This window comes from Limnobaculum allomyrinae (assembly GCF_016649425.1).
Lineage (GTDB): Bacteria > Pseudomonadota > Gammaproteobacteria > Enterobacterales > Enterobacteriaceae > Limnobaculum > Limnobaculum allomyrinae.
In genome coordinates this window covers 220,743-244,185 of sequence record NZ_JADRCR010000004.1, presented here as the reverse complement: position 1 = coordinate 244,185, position 23,443 = coordinate 220,743, and the positions used below count along the sequence as shown (strand labels likewise).

Here is a 23,443-nt window from a genome sequence, read left to right as displayed (position 1 = left end):
CTACTATGCTTTGTATCGATAGCTTATGCTGGCTCTGTCAGCGACCATTAGCAATAGCTCAACAGGGTATTTGTAGTATCTGTTTGAGCCTGTTACCCGCGTTACCCAACTGCTGCCATCGCTGTGGTTTACCAACAGAACCGCTATTATCATCCTGTGATGAATGCCAACAAAAGCCGCCAGTCTGGTCACAGCTTATTGCCGTTAGCGACTATTGCTACCCGGTAAAATACTTTATCACTCGACTAAAATTCTATGGAGAGGATAAATACGCTCCTCTGCTTTCACGTCTGTTACTTTTAAGCTGGCTTGATGCGCGTCGCAACCGACAAATGAAACGCCCGCAGCTTTTGCTTAGTGTTCCATTGCATCATACCCGTCACTGGAAACGTGGATTCAACCAGACAGCACTGATTGCCCGCCGACTGGCACACTGGATTAACGTTCCTTATGGTGAAGATATGCTGATTCGCCATCGGGCAACGCTACCTCAACAAAGCCTGAAAGCCGGACTACGCCAGCATAATCTCACCAACGCATTCACCTGTGCCGGAGACGTACGTGGCCTGCATATTGCCCTGGTGGATGACATTGTAACTACGGGCAATACCGTAGCTGAAATTAGTCATTTACTCTTGCATCACGGCGCTGCTTCAGTGCAGATCTGGTGTTTATGTCGAACCTTGAAGAGTGAGGGTAAATAGGCGTATTATATCCGACAAGAAAGGTCAACTACTGAGTATGTCATGATTACAATTACTGATTCGGCACAATCCCACTTTAAAAAATTACTGGCTAATCAGGAAGAAGGCACGCAGATCCGTGTTTTCGTGATTAACCCTGGTACCCCTACCGCTGAGTGTGGCGTATCTTATTGTCCGCCGGATGCGGTTGAAGCCAATGACACTGAACTTAAATTTAACGAGTTCTCTGCCTATATTGATGAAATTAGCGCTCCCTATCTGGAAGATGCGGTGATTGATTTTGTTACTGACCAACTGGGTGCACAGCTTACGCTGAAGGCACCAAACGCTAAAATGCGTAAGGTTGACGATGACGCACCTCTGATTGAGCGCGTTGAATATATGCTGCAATCACAAATCAATCCTCAATTAGCAGGCCATGGTGGTCGTGTTTCCCTGATGGAAATTACTGATGATGGTTATGCCATTCTGCAATTTGGCGGCGGTTGTAACGGTTGTTCAATGGTGGATTACACCCTGAAAGAAGGCATTGAAAAAGAACTGCTCCAGAAGTTCCCTGAGTTGAAAGGGGTTAAAGACCAGACCGAGCATGAGAGTGGCGAGCATTCTTATTATAAGTAATAGTTAAAAAGGGGCCGATGGCCCCTTTTTAATACCGACTAATTAATATTCAGAGAATATTCCGGCCGTAATTATAAAGTGCTTATATCACTGTCGTGCCCGGCCGGAAGATCATCTGTACTTAGCTGTAGAGTGTGTCGGGCCTGGTTCGCCCAGGGGCAGTTATGAAACACCTGACGGTGTTTCACCCTTCGAGCCAACGCAAGCGTTGTTCAAACAGGCTTTGCCTGTTTGTCCGGCAGCTAAAGCGGCTACGACCCCAACGGCGCCCTCTCCCTCCGATTAGCTTAAGCTATACTAGCAAAAAAGGGCCATTGGCCCTTTTTGATTCATTCAGAAGATACGACTATTCCGCGTACTGCTGCTTTCTTCCTGCAACATCCGCCAGCCATGCGGCGACCCGTTGTTTTTGGCTTTCATCCAGCCACATGCCCATCTTGGTACGGCGCCAGATGGCATCATCCAGATTGTGCACCCATTCTTTAGCAACCAGATACTCCAGTTCAGCTTCATACAGATTGTGACCAAAGTCTTCACCTAAATCGCCCAGACTGGTTTTATTTTCCAGAATCATTTCACTGCGCGAACCATAAGTATGAGCATAGCGAATCGCCAGACTGTCCGGTAACCAGTTATATTTGCGGCGCAATGCTTCTGCATAACGATTACGATCGGTTCCCATACCGCCACCAGGCAATATGCTGTTTTTAGTCCAGGCCGGGCCAATGCCAGGGTAATAGTTAACCAGTTTTTCCATCGCGTGCTCGGCCAGTTTACGGTAGGTCGTTAACTTACCGCCAAAGACAGACAGCAATGGTGCTTTACCCGCATCGTCGGCCACTTCCAGCGTATAGTCTCGGGTGACCGCTTGTGGAGAATCAGACTCATCATCACACAGAGGGCGTACGCCAGAATAAGTCCAGACAACATCATCTTTAGCTAACTGTTTTTTGAAGTGATCGTTATAAACCTTAAGCAGGTAATTCACTTCATTATCATCAATTTTCACATCCAGAGGATCGCCATGATATTCCACATCGGTAGTACCAATAATAGAGAACTCACCTAACCACGGGATAACAAACACAATACGGTTATCTTCGTTTTGCAGAATATAGGCTTGTGGCTCGGAATGCACTTTACGCACCACAATATGGCTGCCCTTAATCAGGCGAATGCCGCGTGGAGACTTAAGCTGCAAGCCATCATCATAAAATTGTTTTACCCACGGGCCGGTCGCATTCACTAACCCTTTCGCGCGCCAGGTCAACACTTCACCGCTGATTTCATCCCGGGCTTCGACCACCCAAATCCCCTCTTCGCGCCATGCGCGAGTCACTTTGGTTTGAGTACGAACTTCACCACCGCGTTCAACCACTTCGAGAGCGTTCGATACCACTAACCGTGCATCATCTACCCAACAATCAGAATACTCAAAACCACGAGTCAGTTCCGGCTTTAACACCGAATCCGCACCAAATTTCAGGCCATTACTGGCCGGTAAACTGGTACGTTTACCCAAATGGTCGTAAAGGAATAGTCCTGCACGAATCATCCAGGCCGGACGCAAATGCGGTTGATGCGGCAAACGAAAACGCAAAGGAAAAGCGATATGAGGTGCCAGACGTAATAATACTTCGCGTTCAGCCAGTGCTTCACTGACCAGACGAAATTCATAATGTTCCAGATAACGCAATCCGCCATGAATTAGCTTGGAACTGGCTGATGATGTGGCACAGGCAAGATCTTTAGCTTCCAGTAGTAAAACGGAAAGCCCGCGCCCGGCAGCATCCGCAGCAATACCAGCACCATTGATCCCTCCGCCGATAACAATTAAATCTTTGGTTTCCATTTTATCTACCTCAGCATGCTCGAAAGAGCTTTTTATGTTCGAATTCGAGCATTATTGTAGATGAAAACAAACAAACTAGCTAGTAATTAACCAAATAAAAACATTAACGCGTGATCTTAATAACATTATATCCACAATAATATAAAGGTTAATCCAGGCTGATAGGGTGAACTGTTATATAATTAGTACTACCATCAATAATGATGAGCATCACTTCAGGAGGTGCTATGAACAAATCTATGCTGATCGGTATCGGCCTTGGTATTGCTATCGCATCAGGTATTACCGCTATTGCTTCCGATGGCATGAGTCTCTTTTCTACTCAACCAAAGTATGCAGAAGTCGTTTCCGTTACTCCCGTTAAAGAAACCATTAAGACACCTCATAAAGAGTGTCAGGATGTCACTGTAACCCATAAAAAACCGGTGAAAGATCAACATCAAATTACAGGTTCAATTTTAGGTGCTGTTGCCGGTGGGGTACTTGGTCATCAATTTGGTGGGGGTCATGGCAAGCAGTTAGCAACTATCGCTGGCGCGGCAGCCGGTGGCTATACCGGTCATGAGGTTCAGGGGCATTTACAAAATACGGATACCTATACCACCACAGAAAAACGCTGTAAGACGGTACAGGATAGTTCAGAGAAGATTCTTGGCTACGATGTAGCTTACAAAGTGGGAGATAAATCAGGGAATATTCGTATGGATCACCAACCCGAAAAGCAGATCCCTCTGGATGATAAAGGACAGCTGATAGTCACGGCGCCAGTCACGCCGTCAAAATAGGGTTATAGCTTCAACAGGCCATCTAATATAGTGGCCTGTTGAATTATTAGCACCCAATCAACACAGCTCCAGCTTTACATCATACTGTTTAATGATGTTCATTACGCTGGCAGGTGGCTCTTCATCGGTGAACAGGTAGTCAATTAACCCCATGTTACCTAAATTAACCATTGCATTACGGCCAAACTTGGAATGATCGGTTACCAACATGACGCTACGGGAGTTTTCAATAATCGCTCGCTTGGTACGAACTTCATGATAGTCAAACTCCAGCAGGCTACCATCCATATCGATACCGCTGATACCCAAAATGCCATAATCCAGCCGAAACTGAGAGATAAAGTCCAATGTGGCTTCGCCAATAATACCGCCATCCCGGGAACGAACTTCTCCCCCGGCCAGAATCAAACGGAAATCAGGCTTGCTGGTTAACAGAGTAGCCACGTTCAGATTATTGGTGACAACCCGTAAATTTTTATGATTCAGCAATGCATGGGCCACCGCTTCCGGTGTGGTACCAATATCGATAAACAAGGTTGCCCCATCAGGAATATGGCTGGCAACACGCTCAGCGATACGGGCTTTTTCTTCCAGCCACATCACTTTACGATCGTGATAAGCTGCGTTGACTGCCGAACTTGAAGGTAGCGCGGCGCCACCGTGATGACGCTGGATTCTGTTTTGATCCGCCAGCTCGTTCAGATCGCGACGAATGGTCTGCGGGCTTACACCAAAATGTTCTACCAGCTCTTCAGTACTAACATAACCATGCTTACGCACTAAATCGATAATAGACTCATGTCGTTGAGTTTGTTTCACTTCGAGACCCTATACGCGTATATCCTTCGCGCCCTTTGTTATTGTTTATTAAGATCTTTGAGAAGATCGGGTATCCCACCATGCTAACGCCAGACCAACAACTAACCCACCCAAATGAGCTGTATTGGCTACAGACATACCAACCAAACCGAGAGCACCAAAATAGCCTATGACTACCCACACAACGGCAAAGGCCATTAGCGAACGCTGCAAAAAGATCCCCCTTTCTGGCGCTCGCTCACCTGATAGCCAACAATATCCTATCAGGGCATAAACCACTCCGGATAAGCCACCAAACATATGGCCACTAAATATTGCCTGCCCACAACCAGAAAGAATAGCGGACAACAAGGTAATTTCTAATAGTTTTCCTGTTCCCAGCCGCTTTTCCAGTGGGCCGCCTAAATACCACCACCACACCAGATTGAAAAGAATATGCATCAGAGAAAAATGTAAAAATGCATGAGTTACCCAGCGCCATAACTGAATATATTGGCTACTGTCTGCCGGATAGGCAAATATCTCCATTAATGCATCGTCACCAAACAGTTGCATCAACAGATAGACAATAACGCAGATGGCAATAACCGCAAAGGTTAAAGGCCCCGCCTGATTTCGTAGCGTAGCCAGCGAGTAAGCCCGGTGATAAGTAATATTGGCATCAGATCGCCCCGATTGCCAACTGGCAGCCAGATAGCGCGGATCGTTAGGGTTATGTAAAAACCGGTCTAATTCTTGATGGGCCAGCTGTTCAGATGACTCATCAACCAGCCATAGCTCTATTTGTTGTTGCTGGTAATGAATTTCGATGGTCACATTTAGCGTAGCCATGTAGTCAACAAAGGCATGCGCCATGCGGGGATTAGAAAGAACAATTAATCGAACCATCCAGACTCACTCTACCATTAACCAGAGAATATTATATTCAGCGTACCAAACCGATTGCCATAATAAACCGTGCCTGAAGCAATATGTTAACGCTTGCGTATGCATAATTTACCACAACATTCCCCACACCATCAGGGGATATATTAACAGGCCAGAACACTGACCAATAAATTTATAACGCAGAGAAGCCCACCGGTAGGCAAAGAGAAGATAAAGAGGGGATAAAATGGCTTAGCAACAGGCTACCCTGATAACGGTAGCCTGCCTGCTCATAACATCAGGAAGCAATCACCTGTTGTGGATAGTGACGAGCCCAGGACTCAAAACCACCTTCAATACTGTAAACCTGTTCAAAACCCTGATGAACCAGATACTGTGCAGCGCCACGGCTGCTAATACCGTGATAGCACATAACAAAAATTGGATGGCTGAATTCGGTTTCTTGCATAAAGCGATTCAGACTGGCATCCGTCAAGTGAATGGCCTCAGGGGCATGACCCGAGTGGAAACTTTGTGCATCACGAATATCGACCAGCGTCGCTTCACCCTGCTGTAAACGTAAAAAGGCATCACTCACACTGATAGTACTGAACTGTTCCATAATCTCGCTATACCATAGTAAAACACTCAACTATTATAACGAGGTTTTCTGATTATCGTCACCCTTTGACTGATAAAAAATATGATTTTTTATCTTCCTGATTTGTTCGAGCGCGCTGGATAAAAAGAGTGGAATCAGTGCAATAAAAAAGGTGGCCAAAAGCCACCTTTTTTCAATTTGCTGTCACCCCTAATCAGGCTTCAATTGCAACGCGAAGCTTTTTCATCGCGTTCTTTTCAAGCTGACGCACACGTTCGGCAGAAACACCGTAACGATCGGCCAGTTCCTGCAGAGTTGCCTTGGTCTCATCATTATTGAGCCAACGGGCACGAATAATATGCTGACTGCGCTCATCCAAACCGTTCAGAGCCATCGTCAGTTTATCCGCTGCGTCATTATCCCAGTTTTCGTCTTCAATGCTTTCAGCAAAGTCTGACGTTTTGTCTTCCAGGAACATCGCCGGTGCAACAACGCTGTTTTCATTCTCGTCATCAGGAGAGATATCAAAAGCCATGTCCTGAGCCGCCATACGGGATTCCATTTCAAGCACATCTTTACTTGAAACCCCTAATTCACGGGCAACCAGTTCCACTTCATCCTGATTAAACCAACCTAAACGCTGCTTAGACTTACGCAGGTTAAAGAACAACTTGCGCTGTGCCTTCGTGGTTGCAATTTTCACAATACGCCAGTTACGCAGAACGTATTCATGAATTTCCGCTTTAATCCAGTGAACCGCAAAGGAAACCAGGCGAACACCCACTTCCGGATTAAAACGGCGAACCGCTTTCATCAGACCAATGTTACCTTCCTGAATTAAATCAGCCTGAGGTAAGCCATAGCCTGAATAGTTACGAGCGACGTGAACAACGAAACGTAAATGGGACAGAATCAGCTTTTTAGCAGCTGCCAGATCGCCGTCGTAATGCAGCCGTTCAGCCAGTTCACGCTCTTCATCCGCTGTTAACATCGGATAGGTATTGGCAGCCCTGATATAGGCCTCCAAACTACCTTGGGGAACCAGGGCCAAAGTTTGCATTTCTTTAGTCATTCAAACCCTCTCATAGAGAAACTCATTATTGGTACTTTTGAACTGCATCGCGAAAGATCTATACGATCGATGCATAAAGGTCAACCAATTGCTTATTCGGTAATTAGACTGATATCTCAGTCATAAGTTCACAACCAGAGGAGAAAACTTTAACTCTATGGTTGATAACACAAAACCAAACACCGTACCTTCAACATGTTCAATTAATGAACCAAACGTCTTTTAGTATACCAAAAATTCACTACCTTGGTGTAAATTGGCGTAAATGTCTTACCGTTGCCAACCAGGCCGCAACCCAACCAATCATGGCGGCAATCACCAGTAATAACAGGCTTTCATCCCAACTTAATCCATTGATAATAAACAGAGTTCCGAATACTTTGGCCGTTTCTGCCACTGAGGCATCTAACGACCAGACCAGCGCCTGAGACATAATTAACGAAAGCACGGCGCCAAACAGCCCCAATAACATTCCACCATTCAAAAACGGTCGCAGAATAAATCCGTCAGTTGCACCAATCAGTTTCATAATGCTGATAGTATCCCGACGGCTGAAAATATTGAGCCGTACACTATTACCAATCACCAGAAACACCGCTACGATCATTAATATGGCAATGGTTCCGGATATATTCCCGACTAAATGCGTCAGGGCAGACAAGCGAGAGAACCAGCTATCATCGGTTTTCACCTCGGTGACACCTTGAATCTGGCCTATATTATCCCGCAGCTTAACCAGAGCATCGGAACCAAGAAAATCCGTTTTTGGAGACACAATCACCAGCGCCGGTAGCGGGTTATCGCTAAGCATATCCAGCGCAGAGCCAAACCCGGACCACTCACGGAATTCACTCAGCGCATTGTCTCGCGACACATAATTAATACTTCCGACGCCATCCAGCCCCTTAATTTGGGTACTAACATCATCGGCAGCTTTATCATTCAGTTTTTTATCCAGATATACCGTAATCTGCGGTGTTGGATACCATTGGGATGCAGCATAATTCACGTTCTTCCACACCAGATAGCACAAGCTGGGTAACGTAAGCGAAATAGCAATCACCATCACCGTCATAAAGGTTGCTAACGGCTGGCGCAGCATATCTACAAAGGTATTATTCCAGGCATAACGCCACTGTTCGCGCCATCCACCAGTACTACGAGTAGGTGTTTTAGCCGCTGGTTTCACTTTTTTAACCGATGTCTTACTCCCCCGCATAGCTATCTCCTCCACTCAGACGCCCATGACTCAGCGTTAATATTCGATAGGAGCGGCTGGAAATCAGTCCGGTATCGTGGGTCGCCATCAGTACTGTCACACCAGCGCGGTTAAACTCTTCAAACAGGCGAAGAATGCCGGCCGATAGTTCATCATCCAGATTTCCTGTTGGTTCATCAGCCAGTAACACGGCAGGTTTATTCACCACTGCACGAGCAATACCAACACGCTGTTGTTCACCACCGGAAAGCTGTATCGGGAAACATTTAGCCTTATCTAACAAACCAACTTTATCCAACGCGGCTGACGCACGACGGCGGATCTCTTCCGGACTACTGCCACAGATAATCAACGGAAGCGCGACATTGTCGTACACCGTGCGATCCGCCAGCAAGTTATGATCCTGAAATATCATGCCAATCTGGCGACGTAAGAAAGGCACCTCTGAAGACTTTAATCGGCTAACGTCATGCCCCGAAAACCAGATGTGCCCTGCACTTGGCCGTTCAATACCACAAATCAATTTGAGCAGCGTACTCTTCCCTGCGCCGGAATGACCGGTTAAAAAAGCCATTTCGGCCTGCTGCAGATGGAAATTCACTCCCTGTAACGCCTGTTGTCCGCCTAAATAGGCTTTGCTGACCTGCTCAAAACGAATCATCGTTTTAATCCTCTCGGGCGAAAAGCGCCTCTATAAAATCATTGGCCTGGAAAGGCCGTAAATCTTCAATACCTTCCCCTACGCCGATATAGCGAATAGGAATACCAAATTGGTCAGCCACTGAGAAAATCACGCCCCCTTTCGCCGTTCCATCCAGCTTAGTCAGGGTAATACCGGTTAAACCAATAGCTTCATCAAACAGTTTTGTCTGGCTAATGGCATTCTGACCGGTGCTGGCATCAATAGTCAGCATAATTTCGTGAGGGGCATTTTCATCCAGCTTTTTCATCACCCGCACAATTTTTTTCAACTCTTCCATCAGGTGAGATTTATTTTGCAGGCGACCAGCGGTATCAGCGATCAATACATCCACCCCTCGTGACTGCGCAGCCTGAATGGCATCAAAAATCACCGATGCGGAATCTGCACCCGTATGTTGTGCCACAACCGGAATCTTATTGCGGGTGCCCCATACCTGAAGCTGCTCAACAGCGGCGGCACGGAAAGTATCGCCTGCGGCCAGCATCACGGATTTACCCTGATCCTGGAACTGGCGGGCTAACTTACCAATAGTGGTCGTTTTTCCGACACCATTCACACCTACCATCAGAATGACAAATGGCTTATGGGCCGTAACGTCCAGCGGTTGCTCAACGTTTTTCAGGATATCGGCCATTTCCTCTTTCAGCTTACCGTACAGCGCTTCGGCATCTTTCAGATCGCGATGGCTGGCATGCTCAGTCAGAGAATTGATAATTTTACTGGTGGTAGTAACACCCACATCGGCAATCAGCAGTTGCTCTTCCAGCTCTTCGAACAGTTCATCATCAATGCGTTTACCGCGGAACAGACTGATAAAGCCGGAACCCAGGTTTTGTTTAGTTTTTAACAGACTACGTTTCAGACGGGCGAAAAAGCCCTCTTTGGTTGGCCTTTCCTGCTCTTGCTGAAGTTGTTCTTCCTCTTCCAACTGCTCCAGAATCTGTTCCGGGTCTTCACTATCGATTCGGTCGGATTCTGCCAGTAGCGCCTGTTCAATTTCTTCATCTAACTCGGCGTGAGAAAGCTCTGGTTCATCGACAATGTCGGTATCTTCAAACTCTTCTGCCGTATTAGCCCTGTGTGCTTGTTCGACTTCATCATCTGTTGCGGTGAATGGTACTTCACTGACAGATTCATCAGTGACCTGAAACTGTTCTTCCTGAGGCTCCACTAGAGGGGTCAGCGCATCATCATAAACCAGTGGTTTTGCATCAGACTCTGCGGTTTGCGACAGATCCAGATCCGGCGTCACCTCTGAAGAGGACGCCTGCTTCAGTTCATCACTATAGTTAATTTCATCAGTTGTAATAGATGAATCATCGGATGGGTTAGCGGCATCCACGTTTTGTGGATCATGTTGTTCTGTATCTTGTTGTAATTCATCATCCTGCTTAGACTCTTCTTCAGAACGATTAAAGCCTAACCAGGAAAATAAACCGCGCTTTTTATCTTTTGCCATGTTGTAAAAACAACCTCCACCCTAGTATTACGCATGCTGCAATTAAATTAAGTTTAACACTCATCAGGTAACGATAGATATCAATTCACTATCCGATTTACCCGTGGTTGCAATAGCGATGCATTTTAACATTCCATCAGACAAAATCATGCAATCCTCAAATCGGATTATTCGGTCACTACCTGACGTTACCCTTTAATTAATTTTCTACGCCAAATACGCAAACCAAATACATTGATATACAGCCCCGCCATAATCAGCAATGCCCCCATGAGCTGTAATAAAGTGAGGGTTTCCCCCAGAAATAGCGCGGAACTTGTCATTCCCACGACAGGTACCAGAAGAGAGAGAGGCGCCACTCGCCAGGTTTCATAGCGGCCAAGCAACGCACCCCAGATACCATAACCGATAATCGTCGCCACAAATGCCAGATAGACCAGTGATAAAATAGTGATGATATCAATCTCAATCAGGCTTTGTAGCATCAGCGGAGGCCCCTCAAACAGTGCCGACGCCAGAAAAAAGGGAATAATCGGGATCAGCGCACTCCACACCACCAGTGACATCACCGCAGGTCTATCATCAAGTTGCATAATCAATTTATTAAAAATATTGCCGCTGGCCCAACAGAAAGCGGCTGCCAGCGTTAGCATAAACCCCAACATGGTCACGTTCTGACCATTGAGACTGGCTTCCACCAGCACCAGTACACCTACCACCGCCAGAGCAATACCGGCAAACTGCTTAGCCTGCAGACGTTCACTAAATACTGATGCGGCTATGATAATGGTGAAAAATGCCTGAGATTGCAGCACTAATGATGCCAGACCAGCAGGCATACCAAACTTGATAGCGCTAAACAGGAAGGCGAATTGACCGAAGCTAATAGTTATTCCATAACCCAGCAGTAATCGGAACGGTATTTTGGGGCGTGCAACAAATAGCAATGCAGGAAAGGCCACCAGCATAAAACGTAACCCTGCCAGCAAGAGCGGTGGCATATTGTGGAGACCCATCTTAATCACCACAAAGTTAAAACCCCACACTATCACCACCAACAGCGCCAGCAGTCCATCTTTGCGTGTCATACCCTTCCCCATGCACTATTCTATTTGAATAAAAGAAACCACGTTAACCAAAAAGTCTCCGGCAGGAAAGGGCATTCATCAATATGAGAAGTGAAAAGCACAGTATGATATGCAACTTGCTATACAACTTTGTCAGCGCGTGATATCTCTGACGCATTCATAAAACAGACAATAAGCGATATGCCCGGCAGGAAAATGTTCTCAACCACCACGCGGTCAACCGTTGCATTATTAGCATCATCATTGCTTTTAACCATTGGTCGTGGCGCGACGCTACCGTTTATGACCATCTATCTGACACGGCGTTTCGCGATGTCCGTTGATGAAATTGGTTTGGCAATGACCATTGCACTAACGGTTGGCGTAGTATTCAGTCTGGGATTCGGTATTCTGGCCGATAAGTTTGATAAAAAGAACTATATGCTGTTGTCTATCCTGGCGTTTATCGGTGGATTTATTGCTATTCCACTGGTTGACCAAGTGGGTCTGGTAGTCTTTTACTTCGCACTGATTAATTGCGCCTACTCGGTTTTTTCTACCGTGTTAAAAGCCTATTTTTCTGACGTACTTGGGCCCGGTGAAAAAGCCAAAATCTTTTCGCTCAACTATACCTTTTTGAATATCGGTTGGACCGTTGGCCCACCGTTAGGCACCCTGCTGGTGATGTACAGTATCAATATGCCGTTTTGGCTGGCAGCTTGCTGTGCAGCATTCCCGCTGTTTTTTATACAACGATATGTGGAGCGAGTTCATATGGATATGAGCTCAGAAAACAGCGTTACCTGGTCTCCTTCAGTATTACTGCGCGACAGAGCACTGCTTTGGTTTACGCTTTCAGGAATACTGGCAGCATTCGTCAGCCGCTCCTTCGCTTCCTGCATTTCTCAATACGTTTTAGTGGTTGCTGACGGCGACTTTGCCGAGAAAGTGGTGGCCGTGGTACTGCCGGTAAACGCTGTGGTAGTGGTCACTTTACAATATATGATAGGCCGACGGATCTCCGAATCTAACATTCGCCCCTTAATGACTATCGGTACGCTTTGCTTTGTTCTTGGCCTGGTGGGCTTTATATACTCTGGTAATAATCTACTTTTCTGGGGGCTTGCAGCGGCGGTCTTTACCTTCGGCGAACTGATTTATGCTCCGGGAGAATATATGTTGGTCGACAACATCGCCCCACCGGGAATGAAAGCCAGCTATTTTTCTGCTCAGGCTCTGGCGTGGTTGGGGGCCGCTGGCAACCGGCGTCATTCTCACTACCCTGCCACACTGGTCGTTATTCATTATCCTGAGCGCAGGAATTGTACTGGCCTGGCTGGCAATGCTGCGAGGAATGCAGGTAAAACCGAAGAGTCGTGCATAACAGAACCCTGCTCTGTGTATCTCCTGTATAAAACAGGAGAGAAATAATGTGCATTTCTAAATATCACAGGCTATCGCTATAATAGCCACAGAATAATCCGTTACCGTTAGCCAATAGCAGAGCGTATGAGTAAGAAACCACAGCCACAGAAAACCGGACAAATACGAATCATCGGAGGTCAATGGCGAGGCAGAAAATTGCCTGTGCCTGATAGTCCCGGATTACGCCCTACTACCGATCGGGTTCGTGAAACGCTGTTTAACTGGCTGGCTCCGGTATTGAATGAAGCCCGATGCCTTGACTGTTTTGCTGGCAGTGGCGCACTGGGATTTGAAGCGCTGTCCCGCTATGCCGGGAAAACAGTGCTGCTGGAATCGGAAAGATCGATCGCCCAACAGCTACAACAAAACCTGCAACGACTGAATTCCGATAAAGGTCAGGTGGTTCACACCAATGCTCTTCAGTGGCTGGCTCAGGCCGGTACGCCATTTGACGTGGTATTTCTCGATCCGCCATTTCGCCGTAATTTACTAACTGAAACCTTCACGCTGCTGGAACAACAGGGCTGGCTGGCTGACGAAGCCTGGATTTATGTAGAGGCTGAAACTGAACATGCGGTGAGCGATGCTCCGGCTAACTGGCATTTGCATCGTGAAAAAACCGCCGGGCAGGTGGCTTATCGGTTGTATGTTCGACGCGCGTCCTCCCTCAATGAAACCGCAGGAAATGAAGAATGATTAAACAACTATTTATCAATCTGGGACGCCTGCTAATGCTTGGGGTATGGGGAATTCTGTTGTTAAATCTGTTTCATCCTTTCCCTAGCCCGCTAAAATACTTTATGCACGTGGCAATGGTATTTATGTTCTTTATGCACGGTTTACAGCTAATGATGCTGAAATCGACACTGCCTAAAGATGGGCCAAAACTCACGGGCTGGCAGGAATTCACTATTTTCGTATTTGGCGTATTTGAATTGCTGGCGTGGCAACAGAAGAACAACAATAAATAGTTTCTGGTGCCATCTGTTGTCCTCAGCCTTTTCTGTCAGGGAAGTAGGGAAATGTCATCACGTTATTACCCAGTTCAGAAATGCGCGCGCTCCCCTGAGTGAGCACCGAGTCGATGCGGATCACCGCGTGCATTGGAATATAACTGCGGGTCACACCGCTGAATTCCGTTTTTAACTTCTCTTCGCTGGGATCGACCAGCAGTGAACTCTGACTATCAAAAACAAAATCGCCAATCTCAATAAAGCCAAAAATCGCACTTTGATTCAGTTCACGAACGTAAATCTGATAGTTTTTACCGTTATTCATAAACTGAATCCGGTACAGTGGCTGCTCATTATTATTCATAGACTCATTGATCTCCCGAACAATCGTTAGACTACCTGAAAAGGCATTAACGATCGTGAGGTAACGTTTATCGACTACAATAAAAAGTGCTCTGTTCTTTTCAGTGACATAACAGACTGAAAGCTAACATAACCTAAAAAAGAATGCGACCAGTGCATTCTGGCAGAGGAAAAACTGAAGGATAAGCGATGAGTTGACCATTTTTAGCAGTAATCTTTTCCGGCTGGATCTACATTGATGCCGCTTACCGCGGACCAGCATGGCAACGCTGGGTGTTCAAACCTGTCACTATGTTGCTGATGCTCCTCTGGGCCTGGCAGGCGCCGGAAATAACCACCTTCAGCTATCTGATTCTGTTTGGCCTGTTGGCCAGCCTAATCGCTGATATCATTCAAATGTTTCCACAAGACAGAATGCTCTACACCATAGGAGCACTGTTTATCTCCCACCTGCTGTATACCCTCTATTTTGTTAATCCATTAACGCTGAGTTTTTACTGGCCGCTGATGGTGATTCTACTGGTGGTTGGCGTGGCGATGGCTTTGTTACTGTGGAACCGGCTGGAGGATATGTGCTGGCCTGTGGTGACGTATCTGTTTATCACACTACTGATGGTTTGGGCCGCGGCTGAAGGCTACATCACTCAAACGAATGATATGAGTTTTAGCCAGCTTATCGGCAGCATATTACTACTGATAGCCAGTACTATTTGGTTAACCGACCGCTACCGCACGCCTTTTAGAGCAGCTAACGCCGTTATTGCTGTTTGCTATTTCCTGGGACATTTTATGGTGGTGCGCGCCCTGCATATCTGATCCAGTCAGATATGCAAGAGAGAAGAGAAGCTATTCATTTCCCTTACGAATCAGATAGCGATATGGCAGCTCATCAGTAGACGATTCCAGCAGCTCATGGTCCATAAACCGACAAAAACCGGGAATATCGCGCGTGGTGGCAGGATCGTCAGCAACAATCAGCAGCGTTTGACCAGCATCCATATGACGAACGGCTTTACGCACCATCATCACAGGTTCAGGACAACGCAGCCCTAACGCATCAAGGGTTTTATCCGGATTGGCAAATAAATCAGTCATTAAGCTCTCAAGTCACTTTATCAATACATCTAATAACCCCGCTAGTTTAATACGATAAACCCCCGGTGCAAATCCACTGAGTAAAAATCTATTACGTTAGGGGGTAAATACCACGAATAATGACGCTATTAAGAGGAACATTTAACAAAACTAATCGTCCGGAGAGGCTGCCATTGGCGGTCATAGCAGCGTTAACTACCAGACAAACAGGCAACAGTGCTAGCGCGGGCCCACAGGATGCCCCCGTATGGAATACAAACAGTCTTCCGGTCGGGCACAACATCAATATAAGCACCTGAGATTCTACGACCGAAACATCCTCTTTAGCCGATTTAGACGAGTTTTATCCACATCGCCCATTGCATTCCCCACTCAACTGAGTATCATCTCCACCTCGCAATAAACTGCGTATAATTTATTCACTATTTTATTTAATGCATAGGTTGGGTTCCCTCACCCCAACAGAGTGTTGATACTCATTTAAAAAGGCTAATATCATGTTTGATTTTTCTCCGCAGCAGCGGCTAAAAGCGCTGTTATGGCTATCGTTCTTCCATATTCTGATCATTGCCTCCAGCAATTACCTGGTTCAATTACCGATTAATATTTTCGGTTTTCATACCACCTGGGGCGCATTTACTTTCCCGTTTATCTTTCTGACCACCGACCTTACCGTTCGGGTATTTGGCGCGCCATTAGCTCGCAAGATTATTCTGGTGGTTATGATACCGGCACTGGCCATCTCCTATCTGCTATCTACCCTATTCTATGACGGGGCGTGGCAGGGTTATCAGGCGATTTACAGCTTTAATCTGGTGGTTGCCAGAATAGCCATCGCCAGCTTTATGGCCTACGTGCTGGGACAGATTCTGGATATCTATGTATTTAACCGTCTGCGTCAGTTAAAAACCTGGTGGATCGCTCCCAGCGTGTCTGCGGTTTTCGGTAATTTGAGCGATACCATCGCCTTCTTCTCCATTGCATTTTATAAAAGCAGCAACGCCTTTATGGCAGAAAACTGGGTGGAAATTGCGCTGGTAGATTACGCCTTTAAACTGATCATCTGTGCCCTGTTCTTCCTGCCAATGTATGGCATTCTTTTGAATGTACTACTAAAGCGATTAGTTCAGATAAATTCCCCACAACAACTTCAGCACAGTTAAGTGCAGGATAAAATTTGGCGGAAAAGCGGCAGAAATGATATTTTTATATCCTGTTAACTGAATCCGCGAAAGCATTAGCTTATCAATGTTAAGGAAGTACCATGCAAAAGTTAGTCAAAATTGTAGGAGTCTGCTTGTTTGCCGCCAGCCTGATGGCCTGTGACGGCAGTAAAGACCAACCGGTGGCAACCGGAAGTGGTACTTCAGCAGAGCAATCCGACCAAACCAGCGTATTAGGCGGTAAAGTCAGCTTCACCGTTCCGGATGGCCTACAGGATCAGAGCGGTAAGAGTGCCACTCAGGCGACCAATATGGCGGTATATGCAGATAACGCTGCCCAGAAAATGCTGATTGTTATCAGTAGTTCAATGCCGGATGACACCCTGGAAAATCTGATTACTCGCATGGAAGCGCAGCAAAAAATGCGCGATGCCGAACTGGTCATCATTAAAAAAGAAGAAGTGACCGCCGATGGTCAAAAGCTTCAACGTCTTGATACCGCTATTCGTATCGACGGTAAGAAAAACTACTCATCCACACTGCTGGGTCAGATCGATAAGCAATTGCTGACTATGCAGCTTACCTATCCAATCGAGCAACAAGAAGAGGCTGAGAAAGCCATTAATCAGTTCATCAGCTCACTGAAAATCAAACCGTAATATTGCCAGTTACCGCGCAATAAAAAAGGGGCACGCCATAGGCTGCCCCTGATAACAACGCCATCCCTACAATGTCCTGTTATCTAATACCACTATTATAATCTTCGTTTATTCTGCTAATGCCTGAGCCAGTAAGGTTATTGGGTGTTCACACTTCTTACTGGTGGACATCTCAATTTGCCACTTACAGGTTTCACAATCTGACACCACAAAATCAACGCCGCTCTCCTCAATCTGACGGAACAACGACGCACCTATCCCTTGTGATGTTTCATAGTTCTCTTTCTTAAAACCATAAGTCCCGGCAATACCACAACACTGAGATTCCAGCACAATTAACTCAACGCCAGGAATACGTTCCAGCAACGCCAGGGTATATGCCGTCCATCCCATTTTCTCCATATGGCATGGGGTATGATAAGCAATACGTATCGGAGTATGTTTTAACTTAAGCTCTCGCCCTTCGGACAGCAGGCGATAGAGATGACGAGTTGCCAATTCAACCTGTTCACGCACCGGTGAAGTATCAACCCCCAGCAAATGCGGGTACTCATCCCGTAAAGTGAAGGTACAGGTAGACGATGTTGCTACCACAGGAATGCCTTTACCGATGACGGCATCAACTAACGACTCAGCATTGACCTTAGCCTGCTTTTTCGCCTGATCGATAAACCCGTTGGCGATCAGCGGAACACCGCAGCACTTTTCTCTTTTCAGTAATTGCACGCCAATACCCATGGCGTTAAACACCCGCACCAGATCTTTACCCAACTGCGGATGGTTATAATTAACGAAACAGCCATGGAAAAAGGCAATCTGCTCATCAAATTTTTGCTGCTCTGCCGCCTGTTTGCGATACCAGTGGCGGAAAGTACCAAAAGAGTACTTCGGTAGCTGACGACGATGGTCAATTTTCAGTGCGCTATCCAGCAATTGCTTAACCGGTTTCAACCCCACAGTGGCATTGACGATAGGCGCAAATGGAGTAGAAAGGGTACCCATTAAATCGGTATTACTGAGGATGGCATCACGCAGCTTGAACTTAGGCTTGCTGTAGTTAATACGCGCACGCTGAATAATATCGCCAATCTTCACATCTGACGGACAGGCGACTTCGCAGCGTTTACAGTTGGTACAGTATTTCAGGGCTTCATCAAACAGTGATGGGTCTTTTAAGCGTAAGCGCTCACCGTCAGGCCCCGCCTGTTTTGGGCCTGGATAGTTGGGGTTAACTTTTGCCACCGGACAATAGGTAGTACAGGCGGTACATTTAATACAGTTCTCAAAACTGTTATCCGTTGTCAGGCTCATGCTTCCACCTCCGACAGGGCAAGGATCTGTTCTGCGGCATATTGTGCAGTCACCAGAGAAACGCCGGCGCCACAGCCTTGTGATATCGGGTCATAGCCACCCAATACCGCACCAATGATATAGAGATTATTTAATGGCTGACCCGCCACCGTACCGCGCAGTTGGCTATCGGTTTTAACCCCAAAGCGCAAATAGGGTTGAGCAGAGAACATGCTTTCCTGCGTCCAGTCAGCGCGTTGTGCTGCATCATGGACATCCAGGCCAAACACCGGCTCATAAATCCGATCAAACTCAGCAATTAAACCATTACTAAAGAAACTACCGCTGGCTAAGACCACCTGCCGGGCGACTACCGGAATATCGGTATGGTTACGGGTATAAATACGCGTGACATGTTGCCCTTCGGTTTCAGCTCGCAACACCGCATCACCCGGCATAAACTGACCGCCCAATTGTTGGAAACGACGGCGTAACGCCATATGCATACGCATACCTAATAGGGATGGCGGCAATGTTGGCACCAGCATAACCGGCTTACCAACTCTCTGGCGTAACAGAGTAACTGCATCCGGATTTTCCAGGCCAATACAGGCTGGCAGAATCAGCGCTTCCACATCGCCCGATAAACGAATCAGCTCTTCCGCCAGTAATTCGGTGTTTTCCGGCAAATCAAGCACCCTGGCTATATTGATCGCCCAGAACTCACTGGGGTTGTTACGCAAACGATCCAGCGCGGGAACATGCAGATAATCAGTAATAACGTCAATGCCTTTATCGCTCAGAGACCCTGCTGCCAGTTGAGGCTGGAAGTCGAGGAACCCCTCAATACCTACAATGGCGATCTTCTTCCACGGCAGTGGCTGTTCCAGCTCGGCAACCGGTACTTCTGTTGGACTTAACCAAGTGGCCCGTAACGTACCTAACGGGGTAACACGCAGGTGATTTTGCTCGATATCACCGTGAAAGCGTAATCCACAATCCGTAAGTAAACGTCGCGCCTCTACCGCCATTCTGCTGACGCATTCCCCACCTAATAAAGAATAAGGGTGCTCCGGAGATAACGCTGCCAGCTCTGCCAATGGATGGTTAATTGTTGAACCATCTTCCCGATAACTGAGAAAATCCAAAGAACCCGAAGAGAAATGCAACGCACTCTGTCCTGCACTGATAATCGCACAGCGCTTGCCCTGTTCCGCCAGCCGGATACCGCAAGTTAGTCCAGCCAGACCGCCACCAATAATTGCCACATCAAATTTCATCATTCTTCTCCACCCCGGACGGAGCGTCTAAACCGCACAGCCCCATATAAACCCAGTTGGTAAACTCGCTTTCCCGTAGCGCATCTCCCCATGCAATAGGCCTGACACCTTTCCACCGTTCGTTCAGGAAAGTTGATAGTTGCGTCAATGACTGTTGTGGAGAAGAGACTTTAAAACGGTTCAACAAACCCGCGGCCCGGCAAGCGCACAGCTCACCCTGGCAGGTGCCCATTCCCACACGAGTACGGCGGCGCAGGTCGATCAGATTGTTTACCGTTAATGAATCCACCGCATAACGTACCTCTCCCGCCGTCACCGCTTCACATTCGCACACCAGACTATTATCTAAACGACCGTTGGCGATAAGTTGAGTCGCTCTATCCCCATGACGATAAACCGCAGATCCACGAATGGTTGATGGTAAAGAGATCACTTTGCGCAGCGTTTCTTCAGCAGAATGACGGGAACCCGGCAACGCCTCTTCAGCAGTGGTACATTTAGCGTTATGCCCTAATTTTTCACAGACCTTATCCGTTGCCCATTCAGCCATCAGACGATAAGTCATCAGCTTACCGCCGGTAATAGTAATAAAGCCTTCCATACCGTCGCGTACCGCATGGTCTAGCAGAACAATACCGCGGCTGACGTTGCGACCTGAAGGGTCATCGTCACTGGCAACCAATGGACGAACACCAGCATACGCTCGTAAAATGCGCGTTTGAGCCATTTTAGGGGAGAGTTTGGTGCCTTCGCGAATCAGAACGTCCACCTCTTCAGGGGTGACTATCATGTTATCTATCTGGTCGTAAGGAATGCGGGTTGAAGTCGTACCAATTAACGAGATGGTATCACCCGGCACCAGAATATCGGCATCGGCAGGCTTGCGGCAGCGGTTAATCACCATATTGTTAATGCGGTGCCCCATAATCAATAAGGCACCTTTCGCCGGGAACATGCGTACACGCAGATCGGCATATTCCGCAATATTTTGCCCCCAGATGCCACCCGCATTTACCACAATCGACGCATAAAGTTCTTTGGTCTCTTTTTTGTAGTGGTCAAATACTTTCACCCCGGTCACTCGCTCATTATGGCGAATCAATCCGATCACTTCATGATAAGTCAAAACTTGTGCGCCATGTTCCCGCGCATCCAGCATGTTGGCAGCCGTTAAGCGAAAAGGGTCAACGGTGCCATCCGGTACCCGTACCGCACCCAACATAGTTGGGTTGGCGGAAGGTTCCAGCCTTAGCGCTTCTTTTGGATCCAGCGCCTGAGCATTAATTCCTGCCCGCTGACAGGCTTCAATAAAGGTAGACTGAAAGGCAATATCATCTTCCGGCAACGTCAAAAACAGACCATCCGTTGGCTCCACACAGTGGCGGGCAATGCGTTTGAGGATCATATTCTCTTCAATACACTCACGGGCCGATTCCGCATCGGTTACCGCATACCGGGCTCCACTATGTAACAAACCATGGTTACGCCCTGTCGCACCAGTAGCAATATCATGGCGCTCCAACAAAATAGTTCGCAATCCACGACGAGCACAGTCACGGGCAATACCCGCACCTGTTGCGCCACCACCAATAATGATGACATCCATCTCTGCTGGGGAAAAATCGCTCATCATTAATTACTCCCGATCCTGTATTGCTTATATAAAGAAATTCTCATACTGCTATTTAGGCACAGCCTCAAACAAAATTGTTTGATAAGGAGCAAATTCGAACATAAATAAAAGCAAAAACGCTCATAAAAGAACATTTATGTGATAACAGTCACAACAAAATCAGAAAATAAACACAAAGCGTGTTAAAAAAATGATACATTTCGCGCCGAAAAATACATAAATCATATAAGTCGTGTTGCATCACATATCATTTGAAAATAAATGAGTAATATAGTGAGCGATAAAGAAAATGATGTGGGCATATAAATCATGACCCACCCTAATAACAATACTCATACGACCATTACAGAGATGAATCATCGCCAGTGGAGGCACTATGTTAAGTATGTTTAAACCCGCGCAACATATTGCGCGCTTACCAAAGGATCAAATAGATCCAACCTACCGCAAGTTGCGGTGGCAGATCTTTATGGGAATATTTTTTGGTTACGCAGCCTACTATTTAGTCCGTAAAAACTTTGCTCTGGCTATGCCTTACTTAGTTGAACAAGGCTTTAGCCGCGGAGATCTGGGTTTCGCCCTTTCCGGTATCTCTATTGCTTACGGATTCTCCAAATTTATTATGGGTTCCGTTTCTGACCGTTCAAACCCACGGGTATTCTTACCTGCCGGTTTGATACTGGCTTCATTAGTGATGCTGATTATGGGCTTCGTTCCATGGGCAACCTCCAGCATCATGGTCATGTTCGTTTTACTGTTCGTCTGTGGTTGGTTCCAGGGTATGGGTTGGCCTCCATGCGGCCGTACTATGGTTCACTGGTGGTCACAAAAAGAACGTGGCGGTATCGTTTCAATCTGGAACTGTGCGCATAACGTGGGTGGTGGTATTCCTCCTCTGTTATTCCTGTTAGGTATGGCATGGTTTAACGACTGGAAAGCCGCATTCTATATGCCTGCGATGGCAGCCATTGTGATTGCTATTATTGCTTTTGCTCTGATGCGTGATACTCCGCAATCTTGTGGTTTACCACCGATCGAAGAGTACAAAAATGACTACCCACCTGACTATTCTCACGAAGCAGAAGAAGAACTGACTGCAAAAGAGATCTTCATGCAGTATGTGTTCCCTAACAAACTGTTGTGGTATATCGCTATTGCTAACGTTTTCGTTTACTTACTGCGTTACGGCATTCTGGACTGGTCACCAACTTACCTGAAAGAAGTGAAACACTTTGCGCTGGATAAATCATCCTGGGCTTACTTCTTCTATGAATATGCGGGTATTCCGGGCACCTTACTGTGCGGCTGGATGTCAGATAAGGTCTTCAAAGGTAATCGTGGTGCAACCGGCGTATTCTTCATGGTGCTGGTCACTATCGCCACTGTGGTTTACTGGATGAACCCTCCGGGCAACCCAGGCATCGACATGGCTTGTATGACTGTTATCGGCTTCCTGATCTATGGTCCGGTGATGTTAATCGGTCTGCACGCTCTGGAATTAGCACCGAAGAAAGCGGCAGGTACCGCAGCGGGCTTTACCGGTCTGTTCGGCTATCTGGGTGGTTCTGTAGCGGCCAGCGCCATTGTTGGTTACACCGTTGACTTCTTCGGTTGGGACGGTGGCTTTATGGTGATGATCGGCGGTAGCTGCCTGGCAGTTGTGCTGCTGGTATTAACCATGATCAGTGAAAACAAACATAAAGCTGAAATGCTGGCTAAACAAGCAGCAGAATAATTATTAGTTAAATACTGTCGTCGAAACAAATTGTCGGCAGCTCAAAATAATACCCGCGGAAGTCACAAAGATGTCATG

General features: G+C 46.9%; 24 protein-coding genes and 1 pseudogene. 10 read left to right on the top strand and 15 right to left on the bottom strand.

Features of this window, described 5'->3' with window-relative positions:
* The first annotated feature begins 5 nt into the window (after nucleotides 1–5).
* Both I2494_RS10020 and nfuA read left to right on the top strand, forming a co-directional pair.
* Nucleotides 6–704, top strand: coding sequence for a phosphoribosyltransferase family protein (locus I2494_RS10020; protein ID WP_218466701.1), 699 nt, complete (start codon nucleotides 6–8; stop codon nucleotides 702–704).
* Nucleotides 705–746: 42 nt separating this feature from the next.
* Entirely contained in the window at nucleotides 747–1,325 is a 579-nt protein-coding gene (gene nfuA, locus I2494_RS10015) for a Fe-S biogenesis protein NfuA (RefSeq protein ID WP_218466700.1), read from the top strand.
* A gap of 346 nt (nucleotides 1,326–1,671) precedes the next feature.
* Here the strand turns inward: nfuA and glpD are convergent, their stop codons facing one another.
* Entirely contained in the window at nucleotides 1,672–3,177 is a 1,506-nt protein-coding gene (gene glpD / locus I2494_RS10010; RefSeq protein ID WP_218466699.1) for a glycerol-3-phosphate dehydrogenase, read from the bottom strand.
* 227 nt (nucleotides 3,178–3,404) lie between these two features.
* Here glpD and I2494_RS10005 point away from each other — a divergent pair, with 227 nt between their 5' ends.
* On the top strand, nucleotides 3,405–3,962 hold the full coding sequence (locus I2494_RS10005; RefSeq protein WP_218466698.1) for a glycine zipper 2TM domain-containing protein: 558 nt from the start codon (nucleotides 3,405–3,407) through the stop codon (nucleotides 3,960–3,962).
* A gap of 57 nt (nucleotides 3,963–4,019) precedes the next feature.
* On the opposite strand, the gene I2494_RS10000 is transcribed toward I2494_RS10005, so the two are convergent.
* The 8 genes from I2494_RS10000 to eamA all read right to left on the bottom strand — a co-directional run bounded on the left by I2494_RS10000 (nucleotide 4,020) and on the right by eamA (nucleotide 11,790).
* Complete coding sequence (locus I2494_RS10000; protein ID WP_218466697.1) at nucleotides 4,020–4,781, bottom strand: DeoR/GlpR family transcriptional regulator; 762 nt, start codon at nucleotides 4,779–4,781, stop codon at nucleotides 4,020–4,022.
* A gap of 48 nt (nucleotides 4,782–4,829) precedes the next feature.
* On the bottom strand, nucleotides 4,830–5,669 hold the full coding sequence (gene glpG, locus I2494_RS09995) for a rhomboid family intramembrane serine protease GlpG (RefSeq protein WP_218466696.1): 840 nt from the start codon (nucleotides 5,667–5,669) through the stop codon (nucleotides 4,830–4,832).
* A gap of 277 nt (nucleotides 5,670–5,946) precedes the next feature.
* Entirely contained in the window at nucleotides 5,947–6,270 is a 324-nt protein-coding gene (glpE, locus tag I2494_RS09990; protein ID WP_218466695.1) for a thiosulfate sulfurtransferase GlpE, read from the bottom strand.
* Nucleotides 6,271–6,463: 193 nt separating this feature from the next.
* Complete coding sequence (gene rpoH / locus I2494_RS09985; protein WP_218466694.1) at nucleotides 6,464–7,321, bottom strand: RNA polymerase sigma factor RpoH; 858 nt, start codon at nucleotides 7,319–7,321, stop codon at nucleotides 6,464–6,466.
* A gap of 241 nt (nucleotides 7,322–7,562) precedes the next feature.
* Complete coding sequence (gene ftsX, locus I2494_RS09980; RefSeq protein WP_218466693.1) at nucleotides 7,563–8,540, bottom strand: permease-like cell division protein FtsX; 978 nt, start codon at nucleotides 8,538–8,540, stop codon at nucleotides 7,563–7,565.
* Entirely contained in the window at nucleotides 8,527–9,201 is a 675-nt protein-coding gene (gene ftsE / locus I2494_RS09975; RefSeq protein ID WP_218466692.1) for a cell division ATP-binding protein FtsE, read from the bottom strand. The genes ftsX and ftsE overlap by 14 nt, the downstream gene beginning before the upstream one ends.
* Before the next feature lie 4 nt (nucleotides 9,202–9,205).
* Entirely contained in the window at nucleotides 9,206–10,702 is a 1,497-nt protein-coding gene (gene ftsY / locus I2494_RS09970) for a signal recognition particle-docking protein FtsY (RefSeq protein ID WP_218466691.1), read from the bottom strand.
* A gap of 188 nt (nucleotides 10,703–10,890) precedes the next feature.
* Nucleotides 10,891–11,790, bottom strand: coding sequence for an O-acetylserine/cysteine exporter (eamA, locus tag I2494_RS09965; protein WP_218466690.1), 900 nt, complete (start codon nucleotides 11,788–11,790; stop codon nucleotides 10,891–10,893).
* A gap of 195 nt (nucleotides 11,791–11,985) precedes the next feature.
* Here eamA and ydeE point away from each other — a divergent pair.
* From ydeE to I2494_RS09950, 3 genes and pseudogenes are all read left to right on the top strand, one after another.
* Nucleotides 11,986–13,153: pseudogene (gene ydeE / locus I2494_RS09960) on the top strand (efflux MFS transporter YdeE).
* 125 nt (nucleotides 13,154–13,278) lie between these two features.
* A complete protein-coding gene (rsmD, locus tag I2494_RS09955) occupies nucleotides 13,279–13,890 on the top strand; it encodes a 16S rRNA (guanine(966)-N(2))-methyltransferase (protein WP_218466689.1) in 612 nt (203 codons plus the stop codon).
* Nucleotides 13,887–14,165 carry a DUF1145 family protein gene (locus I2494_RS09950; RefSeq protein WP_218466688.1) on the top strand — a complete coding sequence of 93 codons (279 nt, stop codon included), beginning with the start codon at nucleotides 13,887–13,889 and terminating at the stop codon, nucleotides 14,163–14,165. The genes rsmD and I2494_RS09950 overlap by 4 nt, the downstream gene beginning before the upstream one ends.
* 22 nt (nucleotides 14,166–14,187) lie before the next feature.
* On the opposite strand, the gene I2494_RS09945 is transcribed toward I2494_RS09950, so the two are convergent.
* A complete protein-coding gene (locus tag I2494_RS09945) occupies nucleotides 14,188–14,511 on the bottom strand; it encodes a DUF1820 family protein (RefSeq protein WP_218466687.1) in 324 nt (107 codons plus the stop codon).
* 212 nt (nucleotides 14,512–14,723) lie between these two features.
* On the opposite strand from I2494_RS09945, the gene I2494_RS09940 reads away from it, so the two are divergent.
* Nucleotides 14,724–15,326: a lysoplasmalogenase gene (locus I2494_RS09940; protein ID WP_228350918.1), complete on the top strand. Its 603-nt coding sequence runs from the start codon at nucleotides 14,724–14,726 to the stop codon at nucleotides 15,324–15,326.
* 30 nt (nucleotides 15,327–15,356) lie between these two features.
* On the opposite strand, the gene tusA is transcribed toward I2494_RS09940, so the two are convergent.
* On the bottom strand, nucleotides 15,357–15,605 hold the full coding sequence (gene tusA / locus I2494_RS09935; RefSeq protein WP_130593219.1) for a sulfurtransferase TusA: 249 nt from the start codon (nucleotides 15,603–15,605) through the stop codon (nucleotides 15,357–15,359).
* Between the two features lie 91 nt (nucleotides 15,606–15,696).
* Entirely contained in the window at nucleotides 15,697–15,888 is a 192-nt protein-coding gene (locus I2494_RS09930; RefSeq protein WP_218466686.1) for a hypothetical protein, read from the bottom strand.
* 214 nt (nucleotides 15,889–16,102) lie between these two features.
* Between I2494_RS09930 and I2494_RS09925 the strand changes: the two genes are divergently transcribed.
* Both I2494_RS09925 and I2494_RS09920 read left to right on the top strand, forming a co-directional pair.
* Nucleotides 16,103–16,768, top strand: coding sequence for a 7-cyano-7-deazaguanine/7-aminomethyl-7-deazaguanine transporter (locus I2494_RS09925; protein WP_218466685.1), 666 nt, complete (start codon nucleotides 16,103–16,105; stop codon nucleotides 16,766–16,768).
* Between the two features lie 101 nt (nucleotides 16,769–16,869).
* Nucleotides 16,870–17,427 (top strand): DcrB-related protein, encoded by a 558-nt coding sequence (locus I2494_RS09920; RefSeq protein ID WP_218466684.1) that lies wholly within the window; start codon nucleotides 16,870–16,872, stop codon nucleotides 17,425–17,427.
* Between the two features lie 108 nt (nucleotides 17,428–17,535).
* Here the strand turns inward: I2494_RS09920 and glpC are convergent, their stop codons facing one another.
* The 3 genes from glpC to glpA are packed head-to-tail and all read right to left on the bottom strand — an operon-like array spanning nucleotide 17,536 to nucleotide 21,630.
* Entirely contained in the window at nucleotides 17,536–18,738 is a 1,203-nt protein-coding gene (gene glpC, locus I2494_RS09915) for an anaerobic glycerol-3-phosphate dehydrogenase subunit GlpC (protein ID WP_218466683.1), read from the bottom strand.
* The gene (glpB, locus tag I2494_RS09910) at nucleotides 18,735–19,997 is read right to left on the bottom strand and encodes a glycerol-3-phosphate dehydrogenase subunit GlpB (RefSeq protein ID WP_218466788.1); all 1,263 of its coding nucleotides are present in this window, start codon (nucleotides 19,995–19,997) and stop codon (nucleotides 18,735–18,737) included. The genes glpC and glpB overlap by 4 nt, the downstream gene beginning before the upstream one ends.
* The gene (gene glpA, locus I2494_RS09905) at nucleotides 19,987–21,630 is read right to left on the bottom strand and encodes an anaerobic glycerol-3-phosphate dehydrogenase subunit A (RefSeq protein WP_407657890.1); all 1,644 of its coding nucleotides are present in this window, start codon (nucleotides 21,628–21,630) and stop codon (nucleotides 19,987–19,989) included. The genes glpB and glpA overlap by 11 nt, the downstream gene beginning before the upstream one ends.
* 376 nt (nucleotides 21,631–22,006) lie before the next feature.
* Between glpA and glpT the strand changes: the two genes are divergently transcribed.
* On the top strand, nucleotides 22,007–23,365 hold the full coding sequence (gene glpT / locus I2494_RS09900; protein WP_218466682.1) for a glycerol-3-phosphate transporter: 1,359 nt from the start codon (nucleotides 22,007–22,009) through the stop codon (nucleotides 23,363–23,365).
* Nucleotides 23,366–23,443: the final 78 nt, after the last annotated feature.

Excerpts from the sequence above, each read along its gene's own strand:
- I2494_RS10020 (WP_218466701.1), top strand. The coding sequence starts at position 6 with ATGCTTTGTATCGATAGCTTATGCTGGCTCTGTCAGCGACCATTAGCA.
- nfuA (WP_218466700.1), top strand. The coding sequence starts at position 747 with ATGATTACAATTACTGATTCGGCACAATCCCACTTTAAAAAATTACTG.
- glpD (WP_218466699.1), bottom strand. The coding sequence starts at position 3,177 with ATGGAAACCAAAGATTTAATTGTTATCGGCGGAGGGATCAATGGTGCT.
- I2494_RS10005 (WP_218466698.1), top strand. The coding sequence starts at position 3,405 with ATGAACAAATCTATGCTGATCGGTATCGGCCTTGGTATTGCTATCGCA.
- glpG (WP_218466696.1), bottom strand. The coding sequence starts at position 5,669 with ATGGTTCGATTAATTGTTCTTTCTAATCCCCGCATGGCGCATGCCTTT.
- glpE (WP_218466695.1), bottom strand. The coding sequence starts at position 6,270 with ATGGAACAGTTCAGTACTATCAGTGTGAGTGATGCCTTTTTACGTTTA.
- rpoH (WP_218466694.1), bottom strand. The coding sequence starts at position 7,321 with ATGACTAAAGAAATGCAAACTTTGGCCCTGGTTCCCCAAGGTAGTTTG.
- ftsX (WP_218466693.1), bottom strand. The coding sequence starts at position 8,540 with ATGCGGGGGAGTAAGACATCGGTTAAAAAAGTGAAACCAGCGGCTAAA.
- ftsE (WP_218466692.1), bottom strand. The coding sequence starts at position 9,201 with ATGATTCGTTTTGAGCAGGTCAGCAAAGCCTATTTAGGCGGACAACAG.
- ftsY (WP_218466691.1), bottom strand. The coding sequence starts at position 10,702 with ATGGCAAAAGATAAAAAGCGCGGTTTATTTTCCTGGTTAGGCTTTAAT.
- eamA (WP_218466690.1), bottom strand. The coding sequence starts at position 11,790 with ATGACACGCAAAGATGGACTGCTGGCGCTGTTGGTGGTGATAGTGTGG.
- rsmD (WP_218466689.1), top strand. The coding sequence starts at position 13,279 with ATGAGTAAGAAACCACAGCCACAGAAAACCGGACAAATACGAATCATC.
- I2494_RS09950 (WP_218466688.1), top strand. The coding sequence starts at position 13,887 with ATGATTAAACAACTATTTATCAATCTGGGACGCCTGCTAATGCTTGGG.
- I2494_RS09945 (WP_218466687.1), bottom strand. The coding sequence starts at position 14,511 with ATGAATAATAATGAGCAGCCACTGTACCGGATTCAGTTTATGAATAAC.
- tusA (WP_130593219.1), bottom strand. The coding sequence starts at position 15,605 with ATGACTGATTTATTTGCCAATCCGGATAAAACCCTTGATGCGTTAGGG.
- I2494_RS09930 (WP_218466686.1), bottom strand. The coding sequence starts at position 15,888 with ATGTTGTGCCCGACCGGAAGACTGTTTGTATTCCATACGGGGGCATCC.
- I2494_RS09925 (WP_218466685.1), top strand. The coding sequence starts at position 16,103 with ATGTTTGATTTTTCTCCGCAGCAGCGGCTAAAAGCGCTGTTATGGCTA.
- I2494_RS09920 (WP_218466684.1), top strand. The coding sequence starts at position 16,870 with ATGCAAAAGTTAGTCAAAATTGTAGGAGTCTGCTTGTTTGCCGCCAGC.
- glpC (WP_218466683.1), bottom strand. The coding sequence starts at position 18,738 with ATGAGCCTGACAACGGATAACAGTTTTGAGAACTGTATTAAATGTACC.
- glpB (WP_218466788.1), bottom strand. The coding sequence starts at position 19,997 with ATGAAATTTGATGTGGCAATTATTGGTGGCGGTCTGGCTGGACTAACT.
- glpA (WP_407657890.1), bottom strand. The coding sequence starts at position 21,630 with ATGATGAGCGATTTTTCCCCAGCAGAGATGGATGTCATCATTATTGGT.
- glpT (WP_218466682.1), top strand. The coding sequence starts at position 22,007 with ATGTTAAGTATGTTTAAACCCGCGCAACATATTGCGCGCTTACCAAAG.